The organism is Mycolicibacterium septicum DSM 44393, assembly GCF_000455325.1.
Lineage (GTDB): Bacteria > Actinomycetota > Actinomycetes > Mycobacteriales > Mycobacteriaceae > Mycobacterium > Mycobacterium septicum.
This window is the reverse complement of sequence record NZ_HG322951.1, coordinates 2,594,919-2,606,996: the sequence shown is the minus strand read 5'-3', so window position 1 is coordinate 2,606,996 and position 12,078 is coordinate 2,594,919. Positions and strand designations below refer to the sequence as shown.

13 protein-coding genes are annotated in these 12,078 nt (G+C 62.8%); 5 read left to right on the top strand and 8 right to left on the bottom strand.

Going from position 1 to position 12,078, the window contains the following annotated elements:
* Positions 1 to 19: 19 nt before the first annotated feature.
* Positions 20 to 262: a ferredoxin gene (locus tag TX88_RS33315; protein ID WP_084621889.1), complete on the bottom strand. Its 243-nt coding sequence runs from the start codon at positions 260 to 262 to the stop codon at positions 20 to 22.
* Positions 263 to 323: 61 nt separating this feature from the next.
* Positions 324 to 1,067, bottom strand: coding sequence for an SDR family oxidoreductase (locus TX88_RS12285; protein WP_044519349.1), 744 nt, complete (start codon positions 1,065 to 1,067; stop codon positions 324 to 326).
* A gap of 225 nt (positions 1,068 to 1,292) precedes the next feature.
* On the opposite strand from TX88_RS12285, the gene TX88_RS12280 reads away from it, so the two are divergent.
* Together TX88_RS12280 and TX88_RS12275 are read left to right on the top strand one after the other, a co-directional pair.
* Positions 1,293 to 2,480 carry a cytochrome P450 gene (locus tag TX88_RS12280; RefSeq protein ID WP_044519348.1) on the top strand — a complete coding sequence of 396 codons (1,188 nt, stop codon included), beginning with the start codon at positions 1,293 to 1,295 and terminating at the stop codon, positions 2,478 to 2,480.
* A gap of 1 nt (position 2,481) precedes the next feature.
* Entirely contained in the window at positions 2,482 to 3,303 is an 822-nt protein-coding gene (locus TX88_RS12275) for a mycofactocin-coupled SDR family oxidoreductase (protein ID WP_044517106.1), read from the top strand.
* 61 nt (positions 3,304 to 3,364) lie between these two features.
* Here the strand turns inward: TX88_RS12275 and TX88_RS12270 are convergent, their stop codons facing one another.
* The 4 genes from TX88_RS12270 to TX88_RS12255 all read right to left on the bottom strand — a co-directional run bounded on the left by TX88_RS12270 (position 3,365) and on the right by TX88_RS12255 (position 7,193).
* Positions 3,365 to 4,135 carry an SDR family NAD(P)-dependent oxidoreductase gene (locus TX88_RS12270; protein WP_044517104.1) on the bottom strand — a complete coding sequence of 257 codons (771 nt, stop codon included), beginning with the start codon at positions 4,133 to 4,135 and terminating at the stop codon, positions 3,365 to 3,367.
* Positions 4,136 to 4,250: 115 nt separating this feature from the next.
* Positions 4,251 to 4,514, bottom strand: coding sequence for a hypothetical protein (locus TX88_RS12265; RefSeq protein ID WP_044517102.1), 264 nt, complete (start codon positions 4,512 to 4,514; stop codon positions 4,251 to 4,253).
* 388 nt (positions 4,515 to 4,902) lie between these two features.
* Positions 4,903 to 6,504 (bottom strand): GMC family oxidoreductase, encoded by a 1,602-nt coding sequence (locus tag TX88_RS12260; RefSeq protein WP_044517101.1) that lies wholly within the window; start codon positions 6,502 to 6,504, stop codon positions 4,903 to 4,905.
* Positions 6,505 to 6,584: 80 nt separating this feature from the next.
* Positions 6,585 to 7,193: a carboxymuconolactone decarboxylase family protein gene (locus tag TX88_RS12255; protein WP_044517099.1), complete on the bottom strand. Its 609-nt coding sequence runs from the start codon at positions 7,191 to 7,193 to the stop codon at positions 6,585 to 6,587.
* Positions 7,194 to 7,237: 44 nt separating this feature from the next.
* Between TX88_RS12255 and TX88_RS12250 the strand changes: the two genes are divergently transcribed.
* Both TX88_RS12250 and TX88_RS12245 read left to right on the top strand, forming a co-directional pair.
* A complete protein-coding gene (locus TX88_RS12250) occupies positions 7,238 to 8,050 on the top strand; it encodes an SDR family NAD(P)-dependent oxidoreductase (protein ID WP_044517098.1) in 813 nt (270 codons plus the stop codon).
* Positions 8,051 to 8,230: 180 nt separating this feature from the next.
* Entirely contained in the window at positions 8,231 to 9,478 is a 1,248-nt protein-coding gene (locus TX88_RS12245) for a hypothetical protein (protein ID WP_162563130.1), read from the top strand.
* Positions 9,479 to 9,526: 48 nt separating this feature from the next.
* On the opposite strand, the gene TX88_RS12240 is transcribed toward TX88_RS12245, so the two are convergent.
* Both TX88_RS12240 and TX88_RS34235 read right to left on the bottom strand, forming a co-directional pair.
* Positions 9,527 to 10,588, bottom strand: coding sequence for an NAD(P)H-dependent amine dehydrogenase family protein (locus TX88_RS12240; protein ID WP_209447051.1), 1,062 nt, complete (start codon positions 10,586 to 10,588; stop codon positions 9,527 to 9,529).
* A 321-nt stretch (positions 10,589 to 10,909) separates the two neighbouring features.
* On the bottom strand, positions 10,910 to 11,155 hold the full coding sequence (locus TX88_RS34235) for a hypothetical protein (protein WP_044517092.1): 246 nt from the start codon (positions 11,153 to 11,155) through the stop codon (positions 10,910 to 10,912).
* 119 nt (positions 11,156 to 11,274) lie between these two features.
* Here TX88_RS34235 and TX88_RS12230 point away from each other — a divergent pair, with 119 nt between their 5' ends.
* On the top strand, positions 11,275 to 11,934 hold the full coding sequence (locus tag TX88_RS12230) for a nucleotidyltransferase domain-containing protein (RefSeq protein WP_244438413.1): 660 nt from the start codon (positions 11,275 to 11,277) through the stop codon (positions 11,932 to 11,934).
* Positions 11,935 to 12,078: the final 144 nt, after the last annotated feature.

The following is a 12,078-nucleotide window of genomic DNA, read 5'->3' as shown; positions in this document are numbered from 1 at the left end:
GTCAGAGAGGGTACTCACGTCAAATCCCCGATCGTCGGCCGTGGGCGGCGCGCGCGGAAACCACGCGCTCGACCAGAACTTCAATGGCTTGCTCTGGGCAGGAATGCACTGCTTCGAGCACTTGTTCACGATGCTCGTCGGCAACCTCTTCAGTGACCGCTCGCGCGTGGCCGTCCACATCGTCGAGTTCGAACGACTGCGGCGCGATCATCGCGCACAGCGTGTGCCCCTGACACCGTGCGGGATCTACTCTGACGCGCACATTCACCTCCCACATCGATTGCTGAGCAACGAGATTCCCTGCGGCAGCAGATCTGGACTCATCACACGACAGCCCCGCCGTTGACTCCGATCACCTGTCCGTTCACGTAGCCGGCAGCCTCAGAACATAAGAACGAACACACCGCAGCAACGTCAGCGCCAGCGCCGAGACGACCCGCTGGGATCGCCATGGTGAGGTGCTCAGTCGCGGGCAGTTTGCCCTCCTGCTGCTGCTGACGCAGCATCGGCGAGTCGATGACGAATGGCGGCACAGTGTTGGCTGTGATGCCCTTGCGCGCGTAGTCCAGGGCGAGGGTTTTGGTCATCGCGATGACCCCGCCTTTGGTGGCCGAATAGTGCCCCTGAGCAGGGGCGCCCTGCTGGCCGGCCGCCGAGGAGATCGTCACGATCCGGCCCCAGCCGGTAGCGACCATGTCAGACACTGCGGCGCGGGCACACAGAAACGTCCCAGTGAGATTCACCGCCATATAGCGGTTCCACTCGTCCAGCGTAATTTTGTCGAACCGGGTGAATCCCGCGATCGCAGCACTGGTCACCAAAATTTCGACCGGGCCGAAAGTGTCACGGACAACATTGAATCCGTCGATTACCGACGACTCATCCGATACGTCCACAGCCACCGCGGCCGCCTTACCGCCGGCCGACTGAATCTCGGCGACTACCTTCTCGGCGGCTTCGACGTTGACGTCCATCACCGCCACCCGATGGCCGTCAGCGGCCAGTTGCACACTGATCGCTTGCCCCAAACCGGACCCACCGCCGGTTACCACTGCTGTTCGGCTCAACTCACACCATTCCTCGACTGTGGCCACCATCACTGATGCTGTACGCATGTATAGCGCATGCCGTGACGCCACACAAGCTCGGCTGCACAACGGAGCCGGTTGCGGCAAGCCGCGTGCAGCCCCTCCAGGCGCCGCAAGACTGTTGCCCACGGCACAGTTGGTCCTATACAGTCGTACAGCAGGCGCGTATTGTGCGCATGAATGTCCGCTGCCGAGGAGCCGATGTTGACTGATTTGTACTATGACCCATGGGATTTCGACATCGACCTGGATCCCTACCCCACCTATCGCCGACTGCGCGATGAGTGCCCGGTGTACTACAACGAGCGCCACGATTTCTGGGGCATCAGCCGCTATGCCGATGTGGACGCCGCGCTCAAAGACACCGCCCGGCTCAGCTCGGCCAAGGGCGACATCCTCGAAGTGGTGATGACAGACCCGGTGATGCCACCGGGCATCTTCATCAACGAGGATCCGCCACTGCACACGATCCACCGCGCCATCGTGTCGCGAGCCTTCACGCCGAAGAAGATGCGTGCGGTCGAGGAGAAGATCCGCGCGTTCTGCGTCGCCTGCCTCGATCCGCTGGTCGGCGGGGACCGATTCGACTTTGTCGAGGATCTAGGCGCCGAGCTTCCCATGCGGACCATCGGCATGCTTGCCGGCATTCCAGACGCCGAACAGCCCGCGGTGCGCGAGCACGCCAACAACGTCCTGCGCAACGAGCCGGGCAAGCCTATGGAGATCAAGAAGGACCGGTATTTCACCGGTGAGATGTTCGGCGAGTACGTCGAATGGCGGGAGAAAAACCCGTCCGATGATCTCATCACCGAACTGCTCAATGTCGAGTTTGAGGACGAGAACGGTACAACGCGCAAGCTGACCAAACAGGAACTCATCGTGTTCCTGGCCGTCGTGGCCGGTGCCGGCGTGGAGACGACCGGACGCCTGTTCGGCTGGATGGGCAAGGTGCTCGCCGAGCACCCCGACCAGCGCAAAGAACTCGCCGGCGATCACTCACTGATTCCTACCGCAATCGAAGAGCTGCTCCGATATGAACCGCCCGGGCCCCACGTCGCCCGCTACATCACCACCGACGACGTGAGCTTCCAAGGCCAGATCGTGCCGGCGGGCAAGCCACTGCTGCTGATGCTCGCCTCGGCCAATCGCGACGAACGCCACTTCGACGACCCGGACACGTTCAACATCCATCGCAAGCCCGGAGGCCACCTCACCTTCGGCCGCGGCCCACATTTCTGCGTCGGTTCCCCCCTGGCCCGCCTCGAAGGCAGGGTGGCACTGGAAGAGGTGCTGAAACGGTGGCCCGAATGGGAGATCGATATGTCGGGAGCCCGACGGTCACGCACATCGACGGTGCGCGGCTGGGACAGCATGCCCGCGGTGGTGTCCTGACATGACTGCAGCATCTCGCCGCGTCGCAGTCATTACCGGCGCTGCCCGCGGCCAGGGACGCAGCCACGCAGTGACCCTGGCCGGCGAAGGGTTCGACATCATCGCCGTCGACCGCTGCGCCGACATCGAATCGATCCCCTATCCACTGGCGACCGCCGACGACCTGGACGAGACCGCCCGCTTGGTCACTGAGGCAGGCGGGCGCATCAAGACGGTCGTCGCCGATGTCCGCGACCTGGATGCACTCCAAACCGGAATCGATGCCGGCATCGCTGAATTCGGCGATATCGATGTGGTCGTAGCCAACGCCGGCGTGGTGGGTATGGGATTGTCCGATCCCCTCGATGCCCAGGTGTACCACGACATCGTTGAGACGAACCTCAACGGCGCCTGGCACACGATCGCGACGACAGCGCCCTCGATGATCCGCAAACAGGCCGGCGGGTCGATCATCCTGATCAGCTCGATGCAGGGACTGGTCGGACGCGGCGGCGACGGCAGCGCAGCCACTTTCGCCTACGCGGCGTCCAAACACGGTGTCGTCGGCCTCATGCGCTCAGCTGCCTACGCTTATGCACCGCACCAGATCCGGGTCAACTCGATTCACCCGACCGGGGTGGCCACTCCGATGATCTTCAATGAGCACATGGCCCGCGTGTTCGAGGCCAATCCCGAGTCCAGCGCGATGTCGGGCAATCTGTTGCCCGTCCCGTTCGTCGAGCCTATCGACGTCACCAACGCCGTGTTGTTCCTCATCAGCGACACCGCCCGCTACATCACCGGCATGACGCTTCCCGTCGACGCAGGATTCGCCGTTAAATAGCGGCACACAGCACAAAGAAGGTGGGCCCCGACAGTCACTGTCGGGGCCCAACTTCATGCGTTCATACCCCTGCGGGACCCGGGGCGCCGTGCATGTACAGCGTTTGGCCCGAGCAGAAACTGGAGGCATCTGAGGCGAAGAACAAGGCGCCGTAGCCGATTTCATCAGGCTCGCCGAGCCGACCCAGTCCGTTGGTCATGGCGATCGCCTCGGGATCGAGACCGTACCGTGCCGCATCGTCGGTCAGCGTCGCAGCTCGCACCGCACCCACCGCGATCGCATTGACACGTACGCCTTTCTTGGCCCAGGCGGCCGCCATCGAACCGGTCAGGTTGTTCACGGCGGCTTTTGCCGCGCCATACGGGGCTGCTTGAGGCATTGCCAACAGGCTTGCGCCCGAGGAGATGTTGACAATCGATCCTTTGCCCTGAGCGATCATGGGCCGCGCCGCGGCCTTCGACAGGTGCCACACGGCTTTGAAATTGAGCGCGAGGACCTTCTCGAACTCCTCTTCCTCGAATTTCATGATCGATTTCGTTTCCGCACCGCCGGCACAGTTGACCAGGATGTCAACTCGCCCGAGCTCGTCGACCGTCTTGTCAATCAGCGCATTACAGGCATCGGCGGTGGTGACGTCGGTCGAGATGGGAAGGGCCCGTCGCCCCAGATCGATGACCTCTTTCGACGTGGCCTCCAGCGGGTCGGGGCGACGTCCCGCCAGAACCACGTCAGCACCATGCTGCGCGAGCACAAGTGCCGTTCCGCGGCCGATTCCGGTGCCGCCACCGGTGATGACGGCCACGCGGCCCTCTAATGAGAATCGGCTGGTCATGAAACTCCTTGGGGATTCAGGCAATGGCCGTTCCGGCACGCCGGAGACGGGCCACATGGGCTATACGATCGTATAGCATCGGGCAGCGTGCGCATAGCCCATGCCCCGCCATTGATCAGTCCTTGTGGATGACGAACAGCGTTCCGGGTTGTAGAAGGAAGTCGGTGGCGTTCGCACAGATGACAGCGGTGACGGGAGATCCGCCGTACTGCCCGCCGGCCTCGATGTTGCCCGACACGTTGGCCTTGACCGGGTGGTCAGTCGGACAGTCCGCAGATGGGCCCAGGACGGTGTTGGCGATGTTCACCAGCTGAAAGCTCTTCCCGCTCTCAAACGGTGCGAACCACTGGATCGTCTCGGTCCCCGGCGCCGTGCGCACTGTCTGCCCAGCTCCGTTGTCCTTGCTCCTGGACGTACATCCCGAGAGTGCGTGCGGCCATTGCGTATTGGGCCCGGAGAACCCGGCACACTGGATCCAGACGTCGTTAGGAACCCTCGGGTCGGCCATTGCCTGGCCGGAGGTCGCCATCGCTGAGGCGATCAATGTTGTTGACGCAGTCACAGTCAGGGCAGTCCTCAATGTCACAGTATTCACGAGCATGTCCCATCTCTTGCGATACATGCGAGCGCGTTTCGGCTCGCACTGCGCCAAGGTCCCATCAATAGCAGGCGCTATACGACCGTATAGCTAGAACGCGAGTGAGCGCAGGCGAATCGTGTGAACGTATTGCGATAGAGACGTTCTCGCGGACCAGATCGGCGACCGATCAAGCATTCTGGCGGATCAGTTCGGCCGCGCGCCACGCCACAGCCATGATAGGACCGTTGAGGTTGCCGGCCACCATGGTGGGCAGCACCGAGCAGTCCACCACACGTAGACCTTCTACGCCGCGCACTTTGAGCTGGTCGTCGACCACGTCTTCGCGGTCGGGTCCCATCGCGCAGCTGCCGGCCGCGTGGTAGCCGCAGTAACCGCCAGTGAGCACAGAGTCCACGAGCGCCTCGTCAGAGTCCACACCCGATCCGGGATAGGTCTCGTGGCTGATGCGCTCGGCGATCGGCGACTGATCGAACAGGTCGCGCATCCGCCGAACCAAGTCGGCAGTGGTGCGGCGATCATGTTCGGTTCCAAGGTAGTTCGGGTCGATTCGCGCCGGAGCGTGCGGATCGGCACTGGTGATCTCGATCGAGCCGCGCGAGGTCGGGCGCAGCATCATGCCCAGGCAGGAGACACCCGCCTGTCGTTCGATGGCCACCGGTTCACCGAGGTTGTAAGGAGGGATGGTCCACGGACCCAGCATCAATTGCCCATCCGGACGTTCGACGTCCGGCCTAGATTTGGCGAAACCCACGATGTCGAACGAGGGTGCCGCCAAAGGGCCTTTTCGGGTAGCCAAGTACTTTGCACCGGTAACCGCCTGTCCGAACGCACTCGACAGCAGGCGGTTGTAGCCGAGATCTTCCTTGAGCTGAAAACGCAGTGTGGCACAGCGGTGTTCGCGGAGACCTCTACCGACCTTGGAGCGATCCAGGTACACCTTCACCCCGGCGGCGGCGAGAACTTCTCGTGGACCGATCCCCGAACGCTGCAGCAGGATCGGAGTATTGAGACTGCCGAGGGCGACAATGACTTCCCGGGCGGCTCGGATCGTCGCGGTCGCACCTCGGCGTGCGACATGCACCCCGACCGCTCGACCCCCCTCGAAAACCAGCTGACGCACTACCGTGTTGGTCTGCACGGTCAGGTTGGGCCGACGCATCGCAGGCTTCAGAAATGCACTTGCCGCGCTGACGCGCCGGCCACTCCTGATCGTTGAGGTGGCGTATCCGATGCGTTCGCAGTCGGATTCATTGATGTCTTGAACCCTGCTCAACCCCAAATTGGCTCCAGCGGCGACCATCTCCTCGCATAGCGGATCGGGATCCTGAGGAACCGAAATGTGCAGCGGGCCACCCACGCCGCGGGTAGCCGACGGGCCGAATGCGTTGTCCTCGAACCCGGTGAAGATCGGCAGCATCTGGTCCCAGCCCCAGCCTTTGTTGCCCAACTGCTCGATCTCGTCCCAGTCGGCGCGCTGGCCCCGGTTGTAGATCATGCCGTTGATCGAACTCGATCCGCCGATCACCTTGCCGCGCATCCACTGCTCGGAATGCCCGTCTGGTCCGAATGGAACTGTCTGGTAGTGCCACATGTGTTTCGGACTCTCGAACAGCTTGCCCGATCCCTTGGGGACAACGAACAGTGGATTGCTGTCGCCGCCGCCGGCCTCCAGCAGCAGGACCTGCACTCTGGGGTCCTCGGTAAGGCGATTGGCCAGTACGCAGCCGGCAGACCCCGCTCCGGCGATGATGTAGTCATAACTGGCCATCTCGTATCCCTTCTACCTGCGCGCCACAGCTGCGCTGTACGACCGTACAACATGTGACGGTCGACACGCCACCAGGTCAGTCAGTGCGGCAGAGGTGGGACGTCACTGGCGTCCACCCCGTCCTCCACTTGGAGATTCCAGCTGTTGAACGCCATCGCCAGGCAGGTATATGTCCCGACAATGAACGGAAGCTCGACCAGTTGGCGGTTGTCCAGATGAACGGCCAGGCGTTGCCATGTGGCGTCGTCAATGCGGTAGCGGTCGAGAAGCTGATCGGCTGCGGCTACCAGGTCCGCCTCGAGCGGCGACCACTTGGCGCAGCCCCCGTCGATGACCCCCTGGATATCGAGTTCGTCCAGGCCATAGTGCTCCGCTTGCAGTACGTGATGGACCCACTCGTACTGCGCCCCGGTGCGCCAGGCGACGCGCAGCAGCATCAGTTCGCGTTCTCGATGCCCGATCGCAGGCTTGCTCAGCAGCACATTGCCGAGTCGGTTGAACGCCGCGGCCAGTCCGGGGTAATGCACCAGCGTCGCGAGTACATTTGGGGCCGCACCCGCCCTCTGAAAGGCCTTCACACCGGCGGTTCCGAATGCGGAAGCGACTGCGGCAGTGGCCTCCTCGTCCCATTCCGCGATGGGCAGCGGCGTGATCCTCGGGGTTGACTCAGAATGATGCTGCGACGTCATAGGCACACTGTACTGTCGTACAGCACCGGTGCTACGTTCGATATATGACGCTCACCCCCGAATCAGCAGGCACAGCCCCCGGCCGCGGTCGACTCGCAGGCCGGCGCATCGTAGTCGTCGGTGCAGGATCGCGACCTTCGACCGACCCTGAGGTCACAGTGGGCAACGGCCGGGCGATCGCGGTGTTGTCGGCCAGGGAAGGCGCGCAGGTGGTGTGCGTCGACATCGATGAGGCTCCCGCGAAGACAACGGCCGACTTGTGCGCAAAGGAGGGCAGCCAAAGCCTTGCAGTAGTTGCCGATGTGCGAGACGCGGCTGCCTGTGAGCGCCTGGTGCACGAGGCTCACGAGAAAATGGGGGGTCTCGACGGTGTTGTTGCCAACGTCGGGTTCGGGTCGGGCCAGGGACTTGCCGGCACTACACCCGAGGTGTGGGATGACCTTTTTGCGCTGAACATCCGATCCCACTTTCTCGTCGCCCGGGCTGCGATGCCGCTACTGGCCGATGGCGGCGCCTTCGTGTTTATCGGCTCGGTTGCCGGGGTGAAAGGCGGTACTCGATTGCCCGCCTACGACGCGTCCAAAGCGGGGTTGTTTGGCCTCTGTCGGCACGTCGCCCTGGAAGGCGCTCCCCGCAGCATCCGGGCCAATCACGTGATACCCGGCCCGGTTGACACCCCTCTCGGTCGGGTCGGGGACGCCACGGTCGAGCGCCGAGCCAAGATCCGTTGGCCGCTAGGACGCCAGGCCACGGCATGGGATATCGCCTACGCCACGGTTTTCATGCTCAGTGGCGAGGCCGCCTACATCACGGGTCAATCTTTGGCCGTTGATGGCGGCATTACCCAGTTCGGGTAGCCCACTGGCGCCGGTGCTCCACGCCACGGCGTTACGAGCTCGTTGAGACTGCGCTATACCGTAGAGGGAAGCGCACTTACACACGCCCAACCGATCATCCTTGCAGCTCGGCAAACATTTCAACCTGTACCCGAGAAGTGAGAGTAGGCAAGTTCATCTGTGGCACAGCATATTTCATCAATGATCAAGCATCTGCGTCGTGGCGCTTACGCCGTCGTCACCACTTCGCTGATGCTGTTGCCGTGCGCTTCACCAGCACTTGGTGAGCCAGATCTTCACAACATGCCGGAGGCACAACAACCGCCGGCGGTTGTTGGCTTTTGGGCCGGGGAGGACGTCGCCTCCCCGCAGGGTCGGCAATCGCCAAATCAAGACAATTACTACGAGCCAACCTATGAAGGAGCGCTCACGCCCGAGACTTGGGCTGTGCTCGCCAAAGAACGTGTGCCGCTGTATCTCAACGTTCGGTACGGGCGCGACTTCGGGCCCGTCCCGACGGGTGTAGACAGCACAGCCGCCGACCTGGTGCGCCACGCGAATCAGCTCAATGTACCGGTCATCGCCTGGCTCGTTGTGCCGGTCGAGAAGGGTTACTGGGCCAGTGAGACCAATGCCGCGGAGATCTTCGATGCGGTGCGAGAGTGGGCGTCTTGGAAGGATTCCGAGCGGTTGCAGTTCGAGTCGGTGGCGCTAGACCAGGAATTTTCCTGGCAGGATCTGCCAACCTACGTCGAGAATGTGACGGCAGCCGATACCGGCCGGCTCAACTCGTGGTTGCGTGCCAACATCGATCCGACATCGCAATGCAGCGCGTTCCAGACGTACGCACAACTCGTGGAGTGGGCGAAGTCTCGCGGAATCTCCGTAAACGCGGCCGAGGCACCGATGGTCGCCGACGACCTGCGTGATGGAGATCTGGCCTTACAAGATGCGCTCAACATCGCAGGCTCCTCATCCGGTTACGACCAGCTCTATCTCATGGCCTACCGCAGCGCAGTAGCGCAGGCTGGAACTGACCCCGGCTCAAGCTATCCGGCTTCGTACTACGCCGATATGAGCCAATACTTCGGTCCAGCCGGTCAAGTGTCACTCGGGATCGGGGGCCAGAAGCCCTACGACGATCTCACCACCCTGACACGCGACGTTCGTATGCTCTCCGGGTTGGGCGCAATGCGAATTCCGATTTACTCCCTGGAGACGACAGTCGAAAGATTCGGCGCGCCCGGCGTGCAAAAGATCGTCGAGGCCGCCCGGGATCCCCTGGTCGGCGCCGAGCTCGAAAAGGCAGTGCATCCGACGCCGATGTCCGAGGCCGCTCGGCAGGCCAGTCAGCAGCAGGATGCAACCGCCGGGGAACTCACGCTAGAAAAGGCTGACCAACAAGGCCATCCGCAGACACCGAACGCATGGCCAAACGGCTGCACCTGAACAATCGAACGCCACCGGGGCCGGTTCAACCAGCCCCGGTGGCGATCACTAGGCGAAGAGCTCGCTCCGTTCTTCGGTCCAAATTCCCGCTGGCGCACTTGACAATCCGGCCTCCTTGAGCGTCAAGATCCCTGCCGGAGCTGCCGCTACGTCGAAGGCAGCGTTCACCGCCGGCAGCGCGGTCATCGTGTCCCACTCATGATTGCCCCACGATTTCGGCGGGATGAAGCGGATCCGGACGTCGACGTCGGGCTCCCCCTTGATGACCACGTGGTAGTGGTCGTCGTCGAATTCCCACCCTTCGTTGAGTTTCTTGGTCAGATACCAGGCGACGTTGGACTGCAATACCGTCTTGCCGTTCACTTTCCCGTTCCACCCGGCCCGAATGGCCGCGATCGTGTCTTTCTCCATCGCGAACCATCCCAGGTCGACGCGCTCCGAGGCCGTCGCATAGTCGACAAAGAACTCCATGTCATCGAGTGCATAACCCAACGCTGTGCCCATGCGCTGCACCGAATCGTAAAAAGTGCTCAGCCACATCTTGGCCACCTCGATGACTGCAGGCGTGGCCTCCATCAGCGAGAAGCCGAGGGCCTGCCATGTCTCGGGCGATTCATACACCGACACGTCGGCAGATTCAAAGACCGAAACCTGCTGTACGTCCCGACAAACCGCGGTCATGTGCGCGGTCATCGAATTGATCCACCCCGGATTGACGCCTGTGACATAGAACGAGCTATCGCCCCGACTACACGCATCGGCAATTCGATCCCGAGTCTCTCCTTGAATACCACCCACGTTGAGGAACAGATTGGTGCTGATCACATCGAGCCCACTTTCCAGCAGACGGACGGCGTGATCGACGTCAGCCATGAACGGGGTGTACAACACGGTGTCAGCGTCCAGCGCTATCAAGTCGTCAACGTCAGTCGTGGCAAGCACCCCAGTATCTGGACGTCCGCACAAAGCGCCTGCATCCACCCCGGCCTTGTCAGGTGAGTAGGCGTACAGACCGGCGAGTTCAAGCCGCGGATCATCGAGAATCGCTCGGGTACTGAGCTTCCCGACCTTCCCCGTCGTCCACTGGATTACGCGCAACTTCTCCATCAGCCCTCCGAATAGCCTTGTTCGCAGATTGTTCCCGCGTGCGACTAACCATAGCTGTACGACCGTACAGCGCGCTGAGCTTTCAGACGAAACCCAACACGGCGATGATCATCTCCGGACGGGCTCGTTGATTAGACCGAGTAATGCACGATCGCCGCTTCGTGCTGCACCTCTAGGGTGTTATCCAACTCCGAGTCCGACGTCAGCGACCCGCGGCCGCGATCGTCGTCCGCAGGCTACCGGCCGCTCTCTCGGCATGAAGGGCAATGGGGTTCCCACCTGCCATTGCCTACCACGCCGGGGAACGAATGTTTGCCTGATCCGCTAGAGCATGGAGGGCCGGACCAACAGCGCCAAACCGGGTAGAGAATCTACGCCTGGGCAGGCGAACCGCGCATCGTCGAACTCCGCAAGGGTGACAGCTCTTTCGGCCTGTGCGCACGCATTCCACACGCCCTGGAGGCCCTGCACGTCGAGATCGGCAGGCTCGCCGACGAAGGCAGCGAGATCGACGACGGCACGCTGTCCTACCGGCTGGCCCGAATCTATGCCGACTACACCCAGATCCATCCGTTCCGAGTGGTTCAGTGCGTCCCGTGATTCGATGCCGTTCCGCCGCGACGGGCGCGCCGACCCGCGGCCGTTCCTGGCCGTGCTGCGCGGACGGCTACGGCCACAGAGGATAGTGGATGCCGATGTCTGATGACCTTCCCCCGCACGGCGTGGCAATCAGCGCCGATGAGGCTGACGAGCTTTGGGACCCATGGTCTCCGGCCGAGGTGGCCCGCCGGTTGTCCGGTGTCGATGCTCCGTGGTGTGTGGCCGCAGGATGGGCGATCGACCTGTACCTCGGTGATCCGCCGCGGCCACACGCCGACATCGAGATTGCCGTCCCCCGCCGGGACTTTCCGCAGATCGCCGCCGCACTGGACGGATTCGATTGGGACGTGGCGGGTGCCGGCCGGTTGTGGCCCTACCCGGATGTGAGCGATCACCCCGCCCTACACCAAACCTGGTGCCGCGACCCGACCACCGGGCGGTATCACCTCGATGTCTTCCGCGAACCGCACACCGGAGATCAATGGTTGTGCCGGCGCGATCCGTCGATCACGTTGCCCTACCGGGAACTGATCGGCATCCGCGACGGAATCCCCTACCTGGTGCCGGAAGTCGCGCTGCTGTTCAAGGCGCACCGCACCGCGACCAAAGACGAGCAGGATTTCCGCCGCACGGCACCACGACTGACGAGCACAGGACGAACACGGCTCCTGAGCTGGCTGACCCGGCTCTACCCCGACCACCCCTGGTTGACTCGACTACGGACTCAGGGATTCGGATCCGCCAGGTAGCGCTGTACGGTCGGCCCCATCCAGGCGACCAGGTGCTCGGCACAGCCGTCGCCACGGCCTCACCCTGGCTGTGGTTCGGCGCGCAATACGAGGCCTACCGCCGGCACGTGCCCCGCTGGATTCCGCGGGTCACGCCGTGGGCCG